Raw genomic sequence first — 19,114 nt, 5'->3', positions numbered from 1 at the left:
CGCGCGAGGTGCCTGTCGGATTTCCGCCAGCCACGCCCCTGACCGGTCACCCATCCTGGAACCATGCACACTGACACCGAGGCTTGCGTGCGGGCCGTCCAGTCGAAGGACGCCCGCTTCGACGGGTGGTTCTTCACCGCGGTCCTCACCACCCGGATCTACTGCCGCCCCAGCTGCCCCGTCGTGCCGCCCAAGGTCCGCAACATGACCTTCTACCCGAGCGCCGCCGCCTGCCAGCAGGCCGGATTCCGGGCCTGCAAGCGGTGCCGCCCCGACACCAGCCCCGGTTCCCCCGAGTGGAACGCCCGCGCCGATTCGGTGGCCCGCGCCATGCGGCTCATCCGGGATGGCGTCGTCGACCGCGAGGGTGTGCCGGGCCTGGCCGCCCGGCTCGGCTACTCGGCCCGGCAGATCGAGCGCCAGCTCCTGGCCGAGCTGGGCGCGGGCCCGCTGGCCCTCGCCCGCGCCCAGCGGGCGCAGACCGCCCGCGTCCTCATCGAGACCACGGACCTGCCCCTGGCGGAGGTGGCGTTCGCCGCCGGGTTCTCCTCCATCCGCACCTTCAACGAGACCGTCCGCGAGGTCTTCGCCCTGGCCCCCGGCGAGCTGCGCACCCGCGCGGCCCGCGGCCCCACGCCCCCCGCCACCCCCGGCGTGATCGTGCTCCGCCTCCCCTACCGGGCCCCGCTCAACCCCAGCAACCTCTTCGGCCACCTCGCCGCGACCGCCGTCCCCGGCATCGAGGAGTGGCGGGACGGGGCGTACCGGCGCACGCTGACCCTCCCGTACGGCCAGGGCATCGTCGCCCTCACCCCGCAGCCCGACCACATCGCCTGCCGGCTCTCCCTCACCGACCCCCGCGACCTCACGCAGGCGATCAGCCGGTGCCGCTGGCTCCTCGACCTGGACGCGGACCCGGCCGCCGTCGACGCCCAGTTGCGCACCGACCCGCTGCTCGCCCCGCTGGTCGACGCGGGACCGGGCCGCCGGGTGCCGCGCACGGTGGACGGCGCGGAGTTCGCCGTACGCGCGGTGCTCGGCCAGCAGGTCTCCACCGCCGCCGCCCGCACCCACGCGGCCCGCCTGGTCACCGCGCACGGGGTGCCCGTCGAGGACCCGGAGGGCGGGCTGACCCACCTCTTCCCGACCCCGCAGGCGTTGGCCGGACTCGACCCGGAGGCCCTGGCCCTGCCCCGTACGCGTCGCACCACGCTCACCACCCTGGTCGCCGCCCTCGCCGAGGACACGCTCCACCTGGGCCCCGACACCGACTGGGCGCGGGCCCGCGCCGAACTCTCCGCGCTGCCCGGCTTCGGCCCCTGGACGGTCGAGGTCATCGCCATGCGGGCGCTGGGCGACCCCGACGCCTTCCTCCCCACCGACCTCGGCATCCGCCGCGCGGCCGAGCGGCTCGGCCTCCCGTCCACCCCCGCCGCCCTCACCTCGCGGGCCGCCGACTGGCGCCCCTGGCGGGCGTACGCCGTCCAATACCTCTGGACCGTGGACGACCACCCCATCAACCACCTGCCCGCCTGACGGAGACCCTCATGGCCTTGACCACGACCACGACCGCGGCGCTTGCGGTGACCAAGCAGCACACGGTCATCGACAGCCCCTACGGCGCGCTGACGCTCGTCGCCACGGACGGCGTCCTGTCCGCCCTGTACATGACCGACCAGCGCCACCGCCCGCCCGAGGAGACCTTCGGGGTACCGGACCCGGAGCCCTTCGACGAGGTGATCCGCCAGCTCACGGCGTACTTCGCCGGCGAGCTCACCGACTTCGACCTCCCGCTGCACCTGCACGGCACCGAGTTCCAGCGGAGCGTCTGGGCGGAGCTGCGGAAGATCCCGTACGGCGAGACCCGTACCTACGGCGAACTCGCCGGGGAGCTCGGCAAGCCGGGGGCCTCCCGGGCGGTCGGCCTCGCCAACGGCAAGAACCCGGTCGGGATCATCGTGCCGTGCCACCGGGTGATCGGGGCCTCCGGCGGCCTCACCGGATACGGCGGCGGCCTGGAACGGAAGCAGCGGCTGCTGGCCTTCGAGAGCGGCGGCGCGCCGGGCGGGGTGCAGGCGCTCTTCTGAGACGGGGCGGGGGGCGGCAGGAACGGGGGCGGGGGCGTACCGACTTCCGGTACGCCCCCGCCCCTCGCCCCCCGCTCCCTCAGCCGGTGAAGATCTCCACGCCCGTCCAGATCGCCAGGCCCAGCATGCAGATCCCGCCGATGCGCTGCACGGTCTTCAGCGGTACGCGCTTCGCGATGAACCGGCCCGCGAGCAGCGCGAGGGCCGAGACGGACATCAGGGCGGCGGCCGAGCCGATCGCGGTGGACCATGTGCCGTTGCTCGCGGCCAGGTTGGCGGTGGTGATCTGCGTCAGGTCGCCCCACTCGCTGATGAAGACGGCCATGAACGCGGTCGAGTAGACCGGCCAGAAACCGGTCACCGTCTTCACCTCGGTCTCGTCATCGTCGTCCCCGCCCGCGCCGCGCAGCAGGATGAACGCGCCGAACGCGAAGAGCGAGGCCGAGACGAGCTTGACGATCCAGTCGGGCAGCAGCCCGATCAGACTGCCCGCGCCCACGGCGATGGCGACATGCACGATGAACGCGGACGACGTGCCGAACCACACGTAGAGCGGGCGCATCCGCGTGCCCATGGCCAGCGACGCGAACATCGTCTTGTCGGGGAGCTCCGCGAGGAAGATCAGCCCGAAGGCGGTGATGATCGCCAGAGGGTCGAGGTGCATTCCGGGTGGCTTTCTGTGCGAGCCGGGCCCCGGATCTTCGCGAAGCGCCGCTCGGGCTTTTCGGAGGACCACTCGGCCCGGCATGACGGCAGCGCCCACGAGGCATGGGCGTTGTCATACAGGACCGAAGGTCTCGCCCGCCCGTGGGAACCCGTTTCGAGGTCTCACGAGCCCGGCCACCGGGAACCCGGAGGTTCCAGTGTGTCGACGACCGGTTTGCGGGGCTACTCCCCTTCGCAGCCATCAACACTACCCCACCGGGCCGGGGAGGGGCTGCCCCCGCCGGACCGGTGAGGGTGCAGGTGTTCGAAGCGGGGGAGCCTCGGTAGAGTCGCGGTGATCACCGGACGAGCGACGGCCGGATCATCCGGACGAGTGAAGGCCGTCGTCCCGCCGGCCCGCTGTCCCGCTCCCTCGCCCGCCCGCCCGCCCGCCCCGCCTCCTCCCGCCGACCGGAAGTGCCCCCATGAGCCGCCGCCCCCGCAAGGACGTGCCCGCCCAGGGCGTTCCCCGGCCCACCGTGAGCGTCTGCCGGGGCTGCTGCTGCGGCACGGAGAAGATCCCGGGCGTGGACCACGCCGCCCAGCTCGCCCGGCTCCGCTCCGGTCTGGAGGGCGCCGCCACCGTACGGGCGGTCGACTGCCTGGACGCCTGCGAGCAGGGCAACGTGATCGTCGTCCAGCCCTCGTCGGACGGCCGCCGCGCCGGGGGCCGCCCGGTCTGGCTGGGCCTGGTCAACGACGAGCACGCGGAGCAGGACGTCATCACCTGGGCGTCGGCCGGCGGCCCGGGGATCGCGGACGCCCCGGACATCCTCGACCTGTACGTGTTCCAGCCCTCGCGCCGGGTCAGGGCGGGCCTCGACGGCTGAGGACCGCCCGGGGGTCAGCTCCCGCCCGGCCCGGCCAGCCCCGCCAGCAGCTTCGGCAGCGCCGTGCCGATCGGCTCCCGGACGACCTCGGCGGCGAGCGCGTCGTACGGGGTCGGCTCCGCGTTCACCACGATCAGTCGGGCCCCGTGCTCGGCCGCGATCCCGGCGAGCGAGGCGGCGGGCTGCACCTGGAGCGTCGAGCCGACCGCCACGAAGACCTCGCACCCCTTGGCGATCGCCATCGCGTCGGCCAGCACCCGGGGGTCGAGGCGCTCGCCGAACATCACCGTCGCCGACTTCAGGATCCCGCCGCACACCGTGCACGCCGGGTCCTCGTCGCCCGCCTCGACCCGCTCCAGGGACTCGGCCATCGGGGAGCGGGCGTGACAGCGCGTACAGACCACCTCGCGCGCGGTGCCGTGCAGTTCGAGGACCTTGCGGGCGGGCAGCCCGGCCAGCTGGTGCAGCCCGTCGACGTTCTGGGTGATCACCCGGACCGGGGTGCCGGACCGCTCCAGCTCCACCACCGCCCGGTGCGCCGCGTTCGGCTCGGCGCTCCAGGTCGGGCTGGTGCGGCGCAGTTGCCAGGAGCGGCGGCGGATCTCCGGATCGGCCATGTAGAAGTCGTACGTGACGAGCTTCTCGGCCTCCGGATCCTTGCGCCACACCCCGCTCGGCCCCCGGTAGTCGGGGATCCCGGAGTCCGTGGAGATGCCGGCACCGCTGAGGATCGCGACAAGGGTCATACAACGAGCGTACGGACGTGGGGGCGGGGCCCGCGAGCGCATTTCGCCGGAGCTCCGCCGGTGCCGGGGCCTGTCGTCCTATAGGGTCCCGCCATGGCCAAGGTGAGCGTCAGTCTGGACGCCGAACTCGTCGTGGAAGTCATGGTGCTCGCGGGTGTCGGCAGCCCGCAGGACGCGGTGGAACTGGTGGTGCGGGACTACATCGCGCGCGGCCACCGCACCGAGGCGCTGGTCGCCGAACGCGAGGAGTCGGTGCGGGACATGGAGCCCAAGCCCCAGGCCCAGCAGGGCTGACTCCTCCCCCTGCTCCTCTGGCCTCCAGGGGGTGTCAGCCTCCCTGGACGACCCGCCGCCCGTCCTCCAGCTCCACCGTGCCGCCGCCACCGGGCTCCAGCGCGTCCAGCGCCGCCCGCACCCGTCGTTCCAGCGGGCTCAGCAGCCGGCCGCCCAGGTCGGCCGGGGCGACCAGCTCCCAGGAGAGCAGCTCCTCCTCCTGGAGCCGGATCGCCGCGAACTGCTCCGGAGCGAGGACCCCGCCGTCGTACAGGTACGCCACGATCGGCGGCCGCCCCTCGCCCCGCGCCCAGTCGACGGCGAGCAGCCGGCCCGGCGCGAGGTCGAGCCCGATCTCCTCCGCCGTCTCGCGGCGGGCGGCCTGCCGGGGGCCCTCGCCCGTCTCCGACTCGACCGTCCCGCCGGGCAGCGCCCAGCCCTCGCGGTAGTTCGGCTCGACGAGCAGCACCCGCCCCTGCGCGTCGCGGAAGAGGCACGCGGCGGCGGCGAGGACCCGGGGGAGCCCGGCGATGTACGTGGCGTAGCCGGCATCGGTGGTGGTCACGGCCGACAGCGTAGTGGTGCGGGCCGGGCCGCACAGCCGTGGACGGCCATGGGCAGATCAGGGGTGGTGCGGATAGGGTCGGGGCGGCGCGACTGCCTGTTCGAAAGCAAGGGATGCAAGGTGACGGACGGAGCAGATGTGAAGACCGCCCGCGTGCTGGTCGCGGCGGACAAGTTCAAGGGCTCGCTCACGGCCGTACAGGTCGCGGAGCGGGTGACGGCCGGGCTGCGGCGCGTCGTCCCCGGCGTACGGGTGGAGACCCTGCCCGTCGCGGACGGCGGCGACGGCACGGTCGCGGCGGCGGTGGCCGCCGGGTTCGAGCGCCGCGAGGCGCGGGTGACCGGGCCCCTCGGGGACCCGGTGACGGCGGCGTACGCGCTGCGCGAAGGCACCGCCGTGGTGGAGATGGCCGAGGCTTCGGGCCTCCAGCACCTGCCCGAAGGGGTGTTCGCCCCGCTCACGGCCACCACGTACGGCTCGGGCGAACTGCTGAGGGCCGCGTTGGACGCCGGGGCGACGACGATCGTGTTCGGGGTCGGCGGCAGCGCCACCACGGACGGCGGCGCGGGCATGCTCGCCGCCCTCGGGGCCCGTTTCCTGGACGCGGACGGCAAGCCCGTGGGCCCCGGCGGCGGGGGACTGGCCGAGCTGGCCGAGGCCGACCTCACCGGGCTCGACCCGCGCATCGGTGGCGTCGACCTGGTCCTGGCCAGCGATGTGGACAACCCGCTGACCGGGCCCAAGGGAGCGCCCGAGGTGTACGGGCGGCAGAAGGGCGCGAGCGAGGAGGACATCGCGGCCCTCGACGCGGCCCTGGCGCACTACGCCTCGATCCTGGGGCCGGACACGGCGGCCCTGCCCGGAGCGGGTGCGGCCGGAGGCATCGGCTACGGGGCGCTCGTCGCCCTCGGCGCGCGTTTCCGGCCCGGCATCGAGGTCATGCTCGACGTGCTCGGCTTCGCCCCCGCGCTCGCCCGGGCCACGCTGGTCGTCACCGGCGAGGGTTCGCTCGACGAGCAGACCCTCCACGGCAAGGCCCCGGCCGGAGTCGCCGCGGCCGCCCGGGAGGCGGGGATCGAGGTCGTCGCGGTCTGCGGCCGGCTAGCCCTGTCCCCGGAGGCCCTGAGCGGGGCGGGCATCGCGCGCGCCTACGCCCTGGCCGAGCTGGAACCGGACCCGGCCGTCTCGATGGCCCAGGCGGGACCGCTGCTGGAGCGGGCGGCGGAGTCGATCGCGCGGGACTTCCTGAGCTGACGGAGCTCCGCCGGAGAGCTGACGGAGTTCTGCCCGAGAGCCGACGCCGCGTTGACGGGGCGCCGGCGCGACACTGACGGAGAGCTGGCGCGACTCTGACGGAGAGCTGGCGCGGCGCTGACGGAGAGGGGCCAGCGTACGAACGTACGACCGGCCCTTCCTCCATCCCGCCGCACCAGGACCCGGGGCCCGCGCCCCTCGCCGCCCCGCCGCACCAGGATCCGGAGCCTCCGCCCCTCACCGCCCTTCGCACCAGGACCCGATCCCCGCTCCTCACCTGCCCGCCGCCGACAACCGCAGCGCGTCCAGCGCGAGCACCGTCTCGACCAGCTCACGCGGGTGCGACAGCGATCGTGACGTCAGCCGTTCCAGCCGCCGCAGCCGGTTGAACACCGTGTTGCGGTGACAGCGCAGCCGCAGCGCGGCCCGCCCCACCGAACCCCCGCACTCCAGCCACGCCTCCAACGTGCCCACCAGCAGGGCGCGTTCCGCCGGATCCAGCGTGAGCAGCGGGCCGAACACCTCCGCGAGCAGCCGCGCGGACAGCTCCGGCCGGCTCGCCACCAGGGCCGCCGGCAGCCGCTCGTCCAGCGCCACGATCTCGCGCGACCCGGGCCCGCAGGCCGCCAGCGCAGCCCCCGCGAGGCGACGGGCGAGCCCCAGCTCCGCCAGGCCGCCCACCACCGGACTGACGCCCCCCGGCCCCGCACCGGCCTCCGCGAGCGCCGCGACCGGCCCGGCGGGACCCCCTGGGCCCAGCAGGACGACCCCCGCCCTCCCGCACCAGCACCACCGTTCCCCGTTCCCCTCCGGGACAGCCGGGACAGCCGGGACAGCCGGGACAGCCGGGACAGCCGGGACCGCGACGGGTGCGCCCAGCACCACCACCGCGTAACGCCCCCGCTCGGGCAGCCCGAGGCCCTGGGCCGCGCGCCGTACCCGGTGCGGCTGGTCGGAGCCCGCCAGCAGCGGGCCGAGCAGCGCCGCGGCGCGTGGATCCCGCCGCATCCCCGCCTCCCTCCGCCGGACCGGCCTTCCCGGTGACCGATGAGGATGCCACCGGCCGCGCCGGCGGGCGCGGACCCGTCCGCGCCTCTGTGCGCGTGCACAACGAGGCCCTTCGATCGCTGGTCACCCGCATCGAGTCCGCCCCGGGCCGTGGACGCGCGCCCCGGCCGGTGCTGGTCTGTGGCACCACACACGACGCCACACCCTCACAGATGAGCACCACCCCAGAGCACGACACGAGAAGCACACGAAGCACACGAAGCACGAGAAGGCGGAAGGAGGAGGACGCATGGCAACGCTAGAGATCCGCGCGCTGTCCGTCGGCTACGGCCCGGTCCGGGCGCTGCGCGACATCTCCGTCGACGTTCCGGACGGCGCGATCACCGCCGTACTCGGCGGCAACGGCGCGGGCAAGACCACGCTGCTGCGGGCCGTGTCGCGGACCCTCGGCTTCCACCGCGGCACGGGCGCCGGCTCCATCCGGTTCGACGGCCGCCCCCTGGAGGGGCTGCGGCCCGCCCAGGTGGTGGCCGCCGGAGTGGTCCAGGTACCGGAGGGCCGGCAGGTCTTCGCCCGGATGACGGTGGCCGACAACCTGCGCGCCGGCGCACTCGGGGCGCGCGGCGGGCGCAAGGAGGTGACCGCCGCACTGGCCCGCGTCCATGAGCTGTTCCCGGTCCTCGCCGACCGCGCGCACCAGCGGGCCGGGCTGCTCTCCGGCGGCGAGCAGCAGATGCTGGCGATGGGCCGCGCCCTGATGGCGGGGCCCCGGCTGCTCCTGCTGGACGAGCCCTCGCTCGGCCTCGCCCCGCTGATGGCGGCCCGGATCGCTGAGACCGTGCAGGAGATCAACGCGAGCGGCACCTCCGTCATGCTCGTCGAGCAGAACGCGGCCATCGCGCTGCGCCTGGCCTCGACGGCGTACGTACTGGACGTGGGCGAGGTCGCCCTCCACGGCCCGGCCGACGAGCTCGCCGCCTCCGACGAGGTGCGCCGGCGCTATCTCGGCGTGGTCGACGAGGAGGCCGCCGCCGACGCCGAAGCGGCGACCCGCAACCGGCGCACCCTGAGCAGGTGGTCCGCGTGAGCACCACCGCACCGGCCCCCGCCGACAGCGCCACGGCCGCCCTGACCGTCAGTGACGTGACCGTGCGGTTCGCCGGGCTCACGGCCCTCGACAGCGTCTCCTTCACCGTGGAACCGGGCAGCGTGCACGCCGTCATCGGCCCCAACGGCGCGGGCAAGTCCACCTGCTTCAACGTCCTGTCCGGCGTCTACCGCGCATCGGCGGGCACGGTCCGCCTCGGGGAGACCGAGCTCACCGGGCTCGCGCCGCACGCCATCGCGGCCCTCGGCGTCGCCCGCACCTTCCAGAACATCGCGCTCCCGCCGCACGCGACCGTCGCCGACAGCCTGCTGCTCGGCCGCCACCGGCTCACCCGCTCCGGGTTCATCGCCACCGGACTGCGGCTGCCGTCCGCCGCCCGCGAGGAGCGGCGCCATCTGGACCGGGTCCGCGAGATCGCCGAATTCATCGGCCTGGAAAAGGAGTTGGGCCGCCCGGCGGGCTCGCTCCCGTACGGGCAGCAGAAGCTCGTCGAACTCGGCCGCGCCCTGTGCATGGAGCCGCGGGTGCTGCTGCTCGACGAACCGATCGCGGGCATGACCGCCGACGAACGCCGCCGTACCGCGGCGGTCGTGGCCAACGTACGCGACAGCCTCGGCATCTCCATCGTGCTGGTCGAGCACGACATGGGGGTGGTGATGCGGCTCGCGGACGCGGTGACCGTACTCGACTTCGGACGCAGGATCGCGGGCGGCACGCCCGCCGAGGTCCAGAGAGACCCGGCCGTCGTCCAGGCTTACTTGGGAGCACCTGAATGACCACGTTCGTCGAACTTCTCCTCGGCGGCCTGTCGATCGGCTCGGTCTACGCACTGATCGCCCTCGGGTTCGTCGTCATCTTCAAGGCCACCGAGGTCGTCAACTTCGCCCACGCGTCACTGCTGTTGGCGGGCGGTTACGTCACCGCGGTCCTCCACGACGACATCGGGTTCTGGCCCGCGCTGCTCGTCGGGATCGTGGGCGCGGCCTGTGTCGGCGCGGCCATCGAGTTCTTCGTGATGCGCCGCTACCGGGGCAGCGACCACAGCGTCCTGGCCATCGTCACCATCGGCGTCGACATCCTCCTCATCACCGAACTCACCCGCCGCATGGGCACGGACGTCCTCGCGCTCGGCGACCCGTGGGGCAACGAGGTCGTCCAGATCGGCGGTATCACCCTCGCCCAGACCAGGATCGCCGCGTTCCTCGCCGCCGGGCTGCTCATCACGGTGTTCCTGCTGGCCTTCCGCTACACCTCCTGGGGCGTCTCGATGCGGGCCGCCGCCGAGAACCCGCAGACCGCCGCCCTCATGGGCATCAAGCTGGGCCGGGTCTCGCTCGCCGCCTGGGCCGTCGCCGGCGCCCTCGCCGCCGTCGCCGCCCTCTTCCTCACCGTGTTCCCGACCCCCGGTCTGGAGCGCGCCACCTCGCTCGCCGCGCTCAAGGCGTTCCCCGCCGCGATCCTCGGCGGGCTCGACTCCACGACCGGGGCGCTCGTCGGCGGACTCATCGTCGGCGTCACCGAGTCGCTCGCCACCGGCTATCAGAGCGACCTCGCCTTCCTCGGCCGGGGCATCGGTGATCTCGCGCCCTACCTGGTGATGGTCGCGGTCCTGCTGATCCGGCCCGCGGGACTCTTCGGCACGAAGGAGCTCGCCCGTGTCTGACACGACCGCGGAAGCCGCCCCCGAAGCGTCAACCGCCCCCGCCCCCGCGCCCGGTGGCGCGGGCAGCCTCACCGAGCGGCTGCGCCGACCCCGTACGTACGCCGTCCTCATCGCCTCCGTCCTGCTCCTCGCCCTCCCGTTCTACCTGGACCGCTTCTGGCTCCAGGCCGGGCTGTTCGCGATGGCCGCGGCGATCGGCGCCATCGGACTCAACATGCTCACCGGAGCCACCGGCCAACTCTCCATGGGCCACGCGTTCTTCCTCGCGGTGGGCGCGTACGGCTACTGCGTGCTGGCGGGGGAGTCCAGCACCGAGAACGGCCACGCGCTCACCGGCCTGGGGCTGCCGACCTGGCTGGCCGCGATCCTCGCCGTACTGCTCGCGGGGGCCGCCGGAGGGGTGTTCAGCCCGATCGCCGGCCGGCTGCGGGGCGCGTACCTCGGTATCGCGACCCTCGCGCTGATCTTCATCGGGCAGCACGTCCTGTTCAACGCGGGCTCCCTGACCGGGGGTTACAACGGTCGTGCCGTACCGCCGCTGTCCCTCTTCGGGTTCACCTTCGACGACAGCGAACTCGTCGTCGCGGCCGTCCCGTTCGGGGCGTCGGAGAAGCTCTGGTACGTGGGCCTGGCCGCCCTGCTGTTCAGCGCCCTGTTCGCCCGGGGGATCCTGCGGGGCAGGCCGGGCCGGGCGATGAACGCCATCCGCGACCACCGGATCGCGGCGGGCGTGATGGGCGTGCCGGTGGCGCGCTACCGGGCCGGGGTCTTCGTCCTGTCCTCCATGTACGCCGGTCTCGCGGGCGTCCTGCTCGCGCTGGTCTTCCAGCGGACCGTGCCCGAGTACTTCGGCATGATCCTGTCCCTCGAATACCTCGCCATGATCGTCATCGGCGGGCTCGGCAGCGTCGCGGGCGCCGTCGTCGGCGCCTTCTTCGTCTCCCTGCTCCCGCAGGTCCTCACGCACTACAGCGACTCCCTCCCGCTGGTCTCCGCCCCCGGTACGGGCGGTCTGGCACCCGGTGAGGCGTCCCGCTATCTGTACGGCGCCGCGGTCGTCGCGGTGGTCCTGTTCCTGCCCGGCGGCCTCGCCCGCCTCGGCATCGCACTCCCGCGTCGCGTCGCGCGTCCGAAGAAATCAGGGGAGAAGAAATGAAACTCAGAACGCTCACGGCCGTGGTCGCGGCCCTCACCGTCACCCTCGTCGGGTGCAGCGGCAAGGCGACCGAGGGGAAGGGCGAAGAGCAGGACAAGGCCGGGATCAAGACGGGCCCCGGCGTCTCCTCCTCGACGATCTCGCTCGGCGTCCTCACCGACATGACCGGCGTGTACGCCTCGCTCGGCAAGAGCGTCACCCAGGCCCAGCAGCTGTGGGTGAAGCAGACCAACGCCAAGGGCGGCATCTGCGACCGGAAGATCGAACTGACCGTCCGGGACCACGGATACGACCCGCAGAAGGCCATCGCCGGCTACACCGAGCTGGAACCGAAGGTGCTGGGCTTCACCCAGTTCATCGGCTCCCCGTTCGTCGCCGCCGTCGAACAGCGCATCGACGGCAAGGACAAGGGGCTCGTGCTGCCGCAGGCATGGTCGGCGAACCTCCTCGGCTCCCCGTACATCCGCGTCGTCGGCGCCACGTACGACGTCGAGACCATCAACCTGATCGACTACCTCCTCAAGGAGAAGCGCATCGCCAAGGGCGACAAGATCGGGCACGTCTACTTCGAGGGCGACTACGGCGAGAACGCCCTCACCGGCTCCAAGTACGCTGCTGAGAAAGCCGGGTTGACCGTCGTCGAGCAGAAGATCAAGCCGACCGACAACGACATGACGGCCCAGGTCGCCGCCCTCAAGCAGGCCGGGGTGAAGGCCGTCGTCGTCAGCGCCGGCCCGCGCCAGGCGGCCTCGCTCGTCGGCGTCGCGGCGGCCACCGGCTTCAACGTCCCCGTCGTCGGCAACAACTCGGCCTACGCACCGCAGCTGTTGAAGACCCAGGCGGGTCCGGCCCTGCTGAAGGACTACTACATCGCCTCCTCCACCCTGCCCATCGGCGACCCCGGCGACGGGCCCGCGCTGCTGGCCAAGGAGTACGCGGCGCAGTACCCGAAGGACGTCCTGGACAACGGGGTCGTCGCGGGCTGGACGGCGGCCTCCATCTTCGGCGAGGCGCTGGACAAGGCGTGCGACGACAAGGACCTCACCCGTGAGGGCATCGACAAGGCGCTCCTCACGATCAAGGGGTACGGGACCGAGTTCGGGGTCACCCACGACTTCTCCGACCCCGCGGCCCCGTCCACCCGGGAGAGCGTCATCATGAAGCCGGACGCCTCGGTCCCCGGCGGTCTGAAGGTGGTCAACCCGGCCGCGGTGTCCCCGGCGGCCGAGTCCTTCACGGTGAAGTGACACGACCACGTTGACACGGCAGTGGGGCGGGCCCGGCCGACGAAGGCCGGGCCCGCCCGCCTGTCGAGCGGCTACCGGGACCGCAACCGCCGTTCCGGGGGAACCGCCAGGCCGGGCCCGCCCGGCTGTCCCGAGCAACTGCCCGGCCGGGCGCACCCGCCGGTCCCGAGCGGCCGGTGCTCAGACCTCCCGGCCGTCCATCCCGATGTACCGGAAGCGCCCCCGCTCCACGCGGTAGATGAAGACCCCGGTCCCGGTGTACATCCCGTTGGCGGGCTCGAACGCGTAGCTCTTGGAGACGCCCTTGTACGTCGTCGACCGCAGCACGGGCAGCATGTCCTGCCGCGTCACCTTCTCCCGGCCCATCCCCTCCGCGCAGGCGGCGATCAGCCCGACCGCGTCGTACGCCTCGGCGGCGAGCAGCGGCGGCGCACCGTCGAAGCGCTTGCGGTAGGCGGCGGCGAAGGAGTGCACCGAGGGTACGGAGGCGGGGTCGGCGGCCGTCGACACCACCAGCCACCCCGCCGCGTCCCCGCCCGCCTCCGCCAGGAACCGGGGGTCGTGCACGGCCTGGGTGCCGATCTTCGGCCCCAGGAACCCGGCCTTCGTCAGCGCCCGCGCGAACCGGGCGGCATCCCGCCACCCACCCCCGTACACCACCGCGCCCGGCTTCCTCGCGACGATCCGCTCCGCCTCGGCGTCCATGTCCGAGACGCCCTCCCGCACCGTCTCCGCGAGCACCGTGCGGCCGTTGCCCCGCAGCCCCGCGTCCAGGAAGCGGGTGGTCTGCCGGCCGTACTCGGTCCCGTCGTCCACCAGCGCGACGACGTCGATCTCGTACGCCCCCAGGAACTGCGCCACCGGCAGCATCTGCATGTCGTTGCGCGGCCGGGCGGACAGGAAGATCCGGTTCAGGTTCCTGGTGTCCCCGTCGACCACGCTGAGCAGCGGCAGCGCCGCCTCGTCGTACGCGACCAGCGCCTCCCGCGCCGCGTCCGCGCCGGTCGCCCCGATCGCCGCCACCAGCAGCGGATCCTCGGCGAACCGCCGTACCGCCGCCCTCGCCCGCTCCTCGTCACCGCCGTCGTCCGCCGTCACCAGGCGCAGGGTGAACGGCGCGTCCTCGCGGGCGTTGTGCTCCTCGACCGCGAGCCGCGCCGCCCGCTCCTGGCCCCTGCCCACGCCGGCGGAGGGGCCGCTGAGGTCGGCCTGCAACCCGATGCGCAGCTCCGGCCGGGCGGCGGCCGTCGTCTCCCCGCCCCCCTTGCCGCGCTGCCCGCCGGGGTCCTCGTCCTTCCCGAACGCGGCCAGCCAGGCGGTGGTCCCGCCCGCCGCCGCGAGGACCGCGCCGCCGGTGACGTACGCGAGGAAGCGGCGGCGGCCGGGGGAGCGGGGGACGGCGGTGGTGTCCCGGCTCCCGGCACCGGTCCCGTGGCCCGTCTCGACCGTGGAACCGGCGTCCAGGCTGGTCGCCTCGATGTCGGGCAGCGCGAGCATCCGCGCGGAGCGCTCCGCGATCAGATGGGTCACCGGTCCGGGCAGCCAACTGCCCCCCGACGCGTCCTCCGCGAACGCCCGCCGGATGTCCCCGGCGGTGGGCCGCCCCTCCGGATCCTTCGACAGGCACGCCTCCACCACCGGCCGCAGCCCCGGCGGCAGCGCGCCCAGCTCCGCCGGGTCGTGCACGGTCCGGAACAGCATCGCCTCCACCGGGCCGCTGCCGAACGGCCGCCCGCCGGTCGCCGCGTACACCAGGACACAGCCCAGGGAGAACACATCGCTCGCCGGACCGATCCGCCGCCCCTGCGCCTGCTCGGGCGACAGGAAGCCGGGGGAGCCGACGATCGCGTCCGTCGCCGTGAGGACGGTGTCGTCCAGGGCCCGCGCGATCCCGAAGTCGATCAGCCGGGGCCCGTCCAGACCCAGCAGGACGTTCCCGGGCTTCACGTCCCGGTGGACGAGCCCCGCCCCGTGGACGGCCTCCAGCGCCTCCGCCAGCATCGAGCCGAGCGCCCGCACACTGCGCTCCGGCAGCGGCGCCCCGCCTCCCACCGCCTCGCTCAGCGGCGGGCCCGGCACGAACTCGGTGGCCAGCCACGGCGCGGCCGCCTCGGTGTCGGCGTCGACCACCGGCACCGCCCACCGGTTGCGCACCTGCCGGGCGATCGCCACCTCGCGCCGGAACCGGGTGCGGAACCCGGCGTCGTCCGCGTACTCGGCCCGGATCAGCTTGATGGCCACCAGCGCGCCGCCGGGCGACCGGCCCAGCAGCACCACGCCCATGCCCCCGGCCCCGAGCCGGCCGAGGATGCGGTAGCCGGCGATCCGCGCCGGGTCCGTGGAACGGAGCGGTTCCATCAGCGGTTACGTCCCCGAATCATCTCCGCGCCGCCCGTGGGCGCTCTCTCCAGCAGTTTTCCGGCAGGGCCCTGACGGCTGTCCAACAAAACCCGGTCCGCCCTCACTTCAACTCCAGCTCGACGCGGTAGAGCACCTTGGCCCCGCCCTCAGCGGCGATCCGCAGCAGGTCGGCGTTCTGGTAGCCCTTCGCGCCCTTGACCGAGACGGCCGTCGTCACGGGCCCGATGCGGGACTTGGACCACACGTAGTCCTGGGTCCCGCCCGACTCGGGGCCGGTGTACTTCCCCGCTTCGAACAGCGAGGCGTCCGCGTTGCGCACGTCCTTCTGGTCGAACTGGAGCGACATCAGCCCGCTCAGCCGCTGCCCGCCGCCCAACTCCTGCGCCGGGCAGCGGAAGCTCTCCTGGACGGTGTCCTTGATCTCCCGGTCGGCCCCCGCCTCGGTCCTGTGCACCGTCACGGTCACCGCCCCCTGGACCCGCCCCTTGCCGCCCTCGGCCGGGATGTCGAGCCGCCGGGTGAACCGGTCCAGCACCCCGTCGGGCAGCGCGGTCCGGCTCCAGACACAGGAATCGGCCAGCACCGGCCAGGTGCCGCCGCTCTCGTAGGGCGTCGCCCGCACCATCCCGGCCGTCCAGTCGGGCTCGCCGAGCGCGGCGTTGCGCGTCAGCTTGCGGGCCTGGGCCGCGGTCTTCGGGACCTTGGCCGGGTCGGGGGTGAACTCGTACGCGCTGGGCAGCGCACCCGGCTTCCCGGACTCCTCGGGGTCCTTGGATCCCTTGGGGTCCTCGGGCTTCCGGGACTCCTCCGGGTCCGGCTCCGCCGTTTCCCCCGCCTGCCGTACGGACTCCGAGGGCTTCGGGTCCGTACCGTCGCCCGTCTTCGTCCCCGCGCTCCCGCAGCCCGCCAGCAGCATCCCCGCCGCCGCGACCGCCACCGAGCGCGCCCCGCCGATCCTGCGCTTCGTCATCGGACCTCCCCCGTCGTCCCCTGCGCCGCGCCCCGCCCGAGTGGTCGGGACGTCGGGTGCGAGGCGATTCTAGAAGCCCGGCGCGCCGGGTTGACGGGAACCGGATACTCAGCCCGCTGCCGGAACTTCTCAGCCACCGCGAGGGGTTCGTCTCTGGTGCGGGAGAACGGTCCGTGGTAGGTGATCCCGCCACTGAGCCCGGGTGGCCGAAATCAGCTTATGGTGCGTCGGCCGGGGGCCCGCGCCACACGGGCGATTCCGGGAGCCGTGCCGCCCGAGCGGCCCTCGCGCACGGAGTCCGTGTTCGGCGGAAAATTGGTCTGGACCACCTGACGGGGCGGTGGTTAGCTCGACTCCGGACCCGGGGGCCGCCCGTACACGGCGGTTCCGTCTCCGCCACACCCGGGGAGTCTGTCCTCCCGTCAGCCCTTCCCGCCGGCTCCTCCCGTCCGTTCTCCCACTCTGTTCCGCCCGCGTCTCTGCTGAGGGGATCCATCCCGTGATCGACATCGTGGCAGTGCTCCGGGCCGAGGACGCCGTCCTGGACTTCCTCTCCGTGCTCGCCGCCCCCGAGCCCGCCGGTCCGCAGGATCAGGGCCACGAGGTCCACGTCCTCCTCGGCGACACCGGCGCGCATCTGGTCCTGCCGGCGGACCTGCCGACCGCCGACCGCCTCGCCGCACTGGCCCGGCACGTCCGGCCCGTCGACGAGAGCGCCGCCTCGCCCGGCCCGAAGGCGCTGGCCGTCCTGTTCGAGGCGGCGTCCCGGGGAGCCCCGGCCCGGCTCTGGACCCACTCACCCGCCGACACCCGGCGCAGCAGAGGCGTCCTCGGCCGGGACGCCGCTGCCGCCGCGACCACGGCGCGGGGCGGGCTGCCCGTCCTGCACGCCGTGGGCCACTCGCCGTACCTCCAGTTCATCAGCGATCTCGACCGGCCCCTCGACCGCGCTGAGGCCGGGGCGAAACTCGCCTTCGTCAACCGGCACTGCGGCCACCTGCTGCGCACCGGGTCCGCCGAGTACGTCGTGGGGACCGGGCGGGTCCACGCCACCGAGCGGTTCTTCGCCGCCGAGCCCGAGGAGCGCGAGCGGCTGTTCGCGCTGCTGGCGAGCCTCGACGAGGACGCGGCCTCGGTGCCCGACCCGTGGGAGTTCGCCACCTCCGCGTACGAGGCGGAGCGGCTGGACGGCACCGTCGCGTGGATCGCCGGGCACTGTCCGCCCGGCAGCGGCCCTCTCGTGGAGGTCGGCGCGTGCGAAGGGGCGCTCACCGCCCGGCTCGTGGAGAAGGGCTTCACCGTCCACGCGACCGAACCCAACCCCGCCTTCCGCCGCCGGCTGGCCGAACGCGTCGGCGACACTGCCCGGGTCCGCCCTGAGCCCCTGGAGGAACTGGCCTCCCGCGCCGAGCCGCCCGGAGCGGCCTACCTCCTGATCGAGATGCTCTACTACGGCCAGGACCTCGCCCTGCTCGACGAGCTCCCCGCCGACCTGGTCTTCGTCGCCCTCGAACCCGAGACGCTCGCCGCCCGCCTCACCCCCTGGCTGGCGGGCTCCCCGCACTGGGAGAAGGCGGACGAGCGGCCGCTCGTCGCCCCGGCGCTGGAGACGGTCTGCGGCGGCCGCGCCTACCTCGGCAAACGCGGAAGCGTCGGCGTCCTGCTGCGCCGCCGCCCCGCCGTCTGACCCGGGGGCAGCGTGTACGACGTCTGTGTCGGGCTCGGCTACCACTGCGAGTCGACGTACCAGCTCCGCCGCGTCACCGGCCAGGAGCGGGCCCACTTCTTCGACTGGCTCGACCTCGACCTGGACTCCGTAGCGCGGACCATCGAGGCCGACTTCGCGAACGTCCTGCGCCCCGGCCTGAGCGAACCGTTCAGCAACGGCCTCTGCGTACGGGACCGGGGCTCGGGCATCCGTTTCTTCCACGACTTCCACGCCCCGCCCGACGCCCCGCTGACCCCGGCCCTCATCGCCGGGCAGCATCCGGCGGTCCGGGAGAAGTTCGCCTGCCTCGCCGCCCGCTGGCGGGCCCTGACGGCCTCCCGCTCCCGCGTCCTGTACGTGCACCACGACGCGTTCGACGAGAGCCGCGCCGCCGACCTGGCGGCCCTGCACGGGCTCCTGCGCTCCCGCTACCCCGGCCACGCCTTCGACCTGCTCTGGCTGCGCCGTACGGCCCCGGAGGACACCGCCGCACTCCCGCCCGGCGTCACCTGGGGCGCCGTCGCCGCCCAGCCCGGCCGCTGGGAGGGCAGCGACGCCGCCTGGGACGCCGCCCTGGCCCCGCTGGACATCCCGCGCCGGGCCCCCGCGTCCTGAACCGCTTCCATCTTCCGGAGGAACCGTGCCCGCTCCCGTACCGCCTCCCTGGCGCACCCTCGTCGTCTCCCCGCACTTCGACGACGCGGCGCTCTCCCTCGCCGGGCTGCTGCCCGCCCTGCCCGGCCCCCGCGCCGTCGTCACCGTCCACGGCGGCCCCCCGCCCCCCGGCAGCCCCGTCTCCTGGTGGGACGGCGCCTGCGGCTTCACCACCGCCGCCGAGGCCCACCGGGTCCGCCGCGCCGAGGACGCCCGCGCGTGCGAGCTCCTGGGGGCCCAGCAGGTCCTGATCGACCACCCGGACGGCCCGTACGTCACCGAGGGCGACGAACCGCACGCGCTCGACGCCCTCCTCCGCACCCTCGCCCCCACCACCCGCGTCCTCGTCCCCCTCGGCAGCAACCAGCCCGACCATGAGGCCGTACGGCTGCGCGCCCAGCGGGTCCTCGCCGAGGCCGGGGCTCCCGCCCCCTGGGTCTACGCCGATCTGCCCTACACCGGGCACCTGCCGGAGTGGGGCGCCCCCGAGGCGTCCGGGGCGCTGGCCGCCAGCCAGAAGTGGGGGACCGCCTACCAGGAGCTCGCCCGCCGCCACCGGGTCGCCGTCCGCCACGCCCTGGTGCTCTCCGACGAGCAGTGGGCGGCCAAGCGGGCGGCGGTCCTCAGCCACGCCTCCCAGCTCGCCGCGCTCGCCCCCGACCACGGGAACTTCCTCGCCCGCACCGGGCCGCTGCGCGCCGAGCTGATCTGGAGCCTGGAGCCGTTGGACGCCCACTGACGCGGGCGCGCCCCGGAACGCGCGAAGACCCGCATGCCCC

General features: G+C 74.1%; 19 protein-coding genes. 13 read left to right on the top strand and 6 right to left on the bottom strand.

All coding sequences use genetic code 11. From position 1 onward, the window contains the following. Positions 1-63 precede the first annotated feature (63 nt). On the top strand, positions 64-1,536 hold the full coding sequence (locus ACLJPL_RS10670; protein WP_411080514.1) for an AlkA N-terminal domain-containing protein: 1,473 nt from the start codon (positions 64-66) through the stop codon (positions 1,534-1,536). A gap of 11 nt (positions 1,537-1,547) precedes the next feature. After that, a complete protein-coding gene (locus tag ACLJPL_RS10665) occupies positions 1,548-2,087 on the top strand; it encodes a methylated-DNA--[protein]-cysteine S-methyltransferase (protein WP_411080513.1) in 540 nt (179 codons plus the stop codon). Between the two features lie 79 nt (positions 2,088-2,166). Here ACLJPL_RS10665 and ACLJPL_RS10660 read toward each other — a convergent pair whose 3' ends face one another. After that, entirely contained in the window at positions 2,167-2,751 is a 585-nt protein-coding gene (locus ACLJPL_RS10660; protein WP_411080512.1) for a TMEM165/GDT1 family protein, read from the bottom strand. A 466-nt stretch (positions 2,752-3,217) separates the two neighbouring features. Here ACLJPL_RS10660 and ACLJPL_RS10655 point away from each other — a divergent pair, with 466 nt between their 5' ends. Next, a complete protein-coding gene (locus tag ACLJPL_RS10655) occupies positions 3,218-3,622 on the top strand; it encodes a (2Fe-2S) ferredoxin domain-containing protein (protein ID WP_411080511.1) in 405 nt (134 codons plus the stop codon). 14 nt (positions 3,623-3,636) lie between these two features. Here the strand turns inward: ACLJPL_RS10655 and ACLJPL_RS10650 are convergent, their stop codons facing one another. Next, entirely contained in the window at positions 3,637-4,368 is a 732-nt protein-coding gene (locus ACLJPL_RS10650) for an SIR2 family NAD-dependent protein deacylase (protein WP_411080510.1), read from the bottom strand. A 93-nt stretch (positions 4,369-4,461) separates the two neighbouring features. Between ACLJPL_RS10650 and ACLJPL_RS10645 the strand changes: the two genes are divergently transcribed. Continuing rightward, positions 4,462-4,662, top strand: coding sequence for a DUF2191 domain-containing protein (locus ACLJPL_RS10645; RefSeq protein WP_411080509.1), 201 nt, complete (start codon positions 4,462-4,464; stop codon positions 4,660-4,662). Between the two features lie 34 nt (positions 4,663-4,696). Here ACLJPL_RS10645 and ACLJPL_RS10640 read toward each other — a convergent pair whose 3' ends face one another. Then, a complete protein-coding gene (locus ACLJPL_RS10640) occupies positions 4,697-5,206 on the bottom strand; it encodes an NUDIX domain-containing protein (RefSeq protein ID WP_411080508.1) in 510 nt (169 codons plus the stop codon). Positions 5,207-5,344: 138 nt separating this feature from the next. Here ACLJPL_RS10640 and ACLJPL_RS10635 point away from each other — a divergent pair, with 138 nt between their 5' ends. After that, entirely contained in the window at positions 5,345-6,460 is a 1,116-nt protein-coding gene (locus tag ACLJPL_RS10635) for a glycerate kinase (RefSeq protein ID WP_411080543.1), read from the top strand. A 273-nt stretch (positions 6,461-6,733) separates the two neighbouring features. Here the strand turns inward: ACLJPL_RS10635 and ACLJPL_RS10630 are convergent, their stop codons facing one another. Next, positions 6,734-7,468 (bottom strand): PucR family transcriptional regulator, encoded by a 735-nt coding sequence (locus ACLJPL_RS10630; RefSeq protein WP_411080507.1) that lies wholly within the window; start codon positions 7,466-7,468, stop codon positions 6,734-6,736. Positions 7,469-7,757: 289 nt separating this feature from the next. On the opposite strand from ACLJPL_RS10630, the gene ACLJPL_RS10625 reads away from it, so the two are divergent. Genes ACLJPL_RS10625 through ACLJPL_RS10605 form a run of 5 tightly spaced genes read left to right on the top strand, consistent with a single transcriptional unit; the run spans position 7,758 to position 12,642 of the window. Then, entirely contained in the window at positions 7,758-8,555 is a 798-nt protein-coding gene (locus ACLJPL_RS10625; RefSeq protein ID WP_411080506.1) for an ABC transporter ATP-binding protein, read from the top strand. Continuing rightward, positions 8,552-9,352, top strand: coding sequence for an ABC transporter ATP-binding protein (locus ACLJPL_RS10620; protein WP_411080505.1), 801 nt, complete (start codon positions 8,552-8,554; stop codon positions 9,350-9,352). Before ACLJPL_RS10625 ends, ACLJPL_RS10620 begins: the two co-directional genes overlap by 4 nt. Further along, a complete protein-coding gene (locus ACLJPL_RS10615; RefSeq protein WP_411080504.1) occupies positions 9,349-10,239 on the top strand; it encodes a branched-chain amino acid ABC transporter permease in 891 nt (296 codons plus the stop codon). Before ACLJPL_RS10620 ends, ACLJPL_RS10615 begins: the two co-directional genes overlap by 4 nt. Continuing rightward, positions 10,232-11,395 (top strand): branched-chain amino acid ABC transporter permease, encoded by a 1,164-nt coding sequence (locus ACLJPL_RS10610; protein WP_411080503.1) that lies wholly within the window; start codon positions 10,232-10,234, stop codon positions 11,393-11,395. Before ACLJPL_RS10615 ends, ACLJPL_RS10610 begins: the two co-directional genes overlap by 8 nt. Next, positions 11,392-12,642 carry an ABC transporter substrate-binding protein gene (locus ACLJPL_RS10605; protein WP_411080502.1) on the top strand — a complete coding sequence of 417 codons (1,251 nt, stop codon included), beginning with the start codon at positions 11,392-11,394 and terminating at the stop codon, positions 12,640-12,642. Before ACLJPL_RS10610 ends, ACLJPL_RS10605 begins: the two co-directional genes overlap by 4 nt. 180 nt (positions 12,643-12,822) lie before the next feature. Here the strand turns inward: ACLJPL_RS10605 and ACLJPL_RS10600 are convergent, their stop codons facing one another. Further along, on the bottom strand, positions 12,823-15,000 hold the full coding sequence (locus ACLJPL_RS10600) for a bifunctional serine/threonine-protein kinase/ABC transporter substrate-binding protein (protein ID WP_411080501.1): 2,178 nt from the start codon (positions 14,998-15,000) through the stop codon (positions 12,823-12,825). Between the two features lie 103 nt (positions 15,001-15,103). Next, on the bottom strand, positions 15,104-15,973 hold the full coding sequence (locus ACLJPL_RS10595; RefSeq protein ID WP_411080500.1) for a hypothetical protein: 870 nt from the start codon (positions 15,971-15,973) through the stop codon (positions 15,104-15,106). 499 nt (positions 15,974-16,472) lie between these two features. On the opposite strand from ACLJPL_RS10595, the gene ACLJPL_RS10590 reads away from it, so the two are divergent. Genes ACLJPL_RS10590 through ACLJPL_RS10580 form a run of 3 tightly spaced genes read left to right on the top strand, consistent with a single transcriptional unit; the run spans position 16,473 to position 19,074 of the window. Beyond that, complete coding sequence (locus ACLJPL_RS10590) at positions 16,473-17,660, top strand: hypothetical protein (protein WP_411080499.1); 1,188 nt, start codon at positions 16,473-16,475, stop codon at positions 17,658-17,660. Positions 17,661-17,672: 12 nt separating this feature from the next. Next, positions 17,673-18,296 carry a DUF1796 family putative cysteine peptidase gene (locus ACLJPL_RS10585; protein ID WP_411080498.1) on the top strand — a complete coding sequence of 208 codons (624 nt, stop codon included), beginning with the start codon at positions 17,673-17,675 and terminating at the stop codon, positions 18,294-18,296. Positions 18,297-18,321: 25 nt separating this feature from the next. Beyond that, positions 18,322-19,074 carry a PIG-L deacetylase family protein gene (locus ACLJPL_RS10580; RefSeq protein ID WP_411080497.1) on the top strand — a complete coding sequence of 251 codons (753 nt, stop codon included), beginning with the start codon at positions 18,322-18,324 and terminating at the stop codon, positions 19,072-19,074. Positions 19,075-19,114: the final 40 nt, after the last annotated feature.

It is taken from the genome of Streptomyces sp. cmx-18-6 (assembly GCF_046548915.1).
In the GTDB taxonomy this organism is placed as follows: Bacteria; Actinomycetota; Actinomycetes; order Streptomycetales; family Streptomycetaceae; genus Streptomyces.
The sequence above is the reverse complement of the archived record's forward strand: the minus strand, read 5'-3'. Positions and strand labels throughout refer to the sequence as shown.

Bases quoted from the DNA above. Each gene is read 5' to 3' on its own strand.
- ACLJPL_RS10625 (WP_411080506.1), top strand. From the start codon at position 7,758: ATGGCAACGCTAGAGATCCGCGCGCTGTCCGTCGGCTACGGCCCGGTC.
- ACLJPL_RS10615 (WP_411080504.1), top strand. From the start codon at position 9,349: ATGACCACGTTCGTCGAACTTCTCCTCGGCGGCCTGTCGATCGGCTCG.
- ACLJPL_RS10670 (WP_411080514.1), top strand. From the start codon at position 64: ATGCACACTGACACCGAGGCTTGCGTGCGGGCCGTCCAGTCGAAGGAC.
- ACLJPL_RS10605 (WP_411080502.1), top strand. From the start codon at position 11,392: ATGAAACTCAGAACGCTCACGGCCGTGGTCGCGGCCCTCACCGTCACC.
- ACLJPL_RS10655 (WP_411080511.1), top strand. From the start codon at position 3,218: ATGAGCCGCCGCCCCCGCAAGGACGTGCCCGCCCAGGGCGTTCCCCGG.
- ACLJPL_RS10650 (WP_411080510.1), bottom strand. From the start codon at position 4,368: ATGACCCTTGTCGCGATCCTCAGCGGTGCCGGCATCTCCACGGACTCC.
- ACLJPL_RS10645 (WP_411080509.1), top strand. From the start codon at position 4,462: ATGGCCAAGGTGAGCGTCAGTCTGGACGCCGAACTCGTCGTGGAAGTC.
- ACLJPL_RS10630 (WP_411080507.1), bottom strand. From the start codon at position 7,468: ATGCGGCGGGATCCACGCGCCGCGGCGCTGCTCGGCCCGCTGCTGGCG.
- ACLJPL_RS10660 (WP_411080512.1), bottom strand. From the start codon at position 2,751: ATGCACCTCGACCCTCTGGCGATCATCACCGCCTTCGGGCTGATCTTC.
- ACLJPL_RS10665 (WP_411080513.1), top strand. From the start codon at position 1,548: ATGGCCTTGACCACGACCACGACCGCGGCGCTTGCGGTGACCAAGCAG.
- ACLJPL_RS10595 (WP_411080500.1), bottom strand. From the start codon at position 15,973: ATGACGAAGCGCAGGATCGGCGGGGCGCGCTCGGTGGCGGTCGCGGCG.
- ACLJPL_RS10600 (WP_411080501.1), bottom strand. From the start codon at position 15,000: ATGGAACCGCTCCGTTCCACGGACCCGGCGCGGATCGCCGGCTACCGC.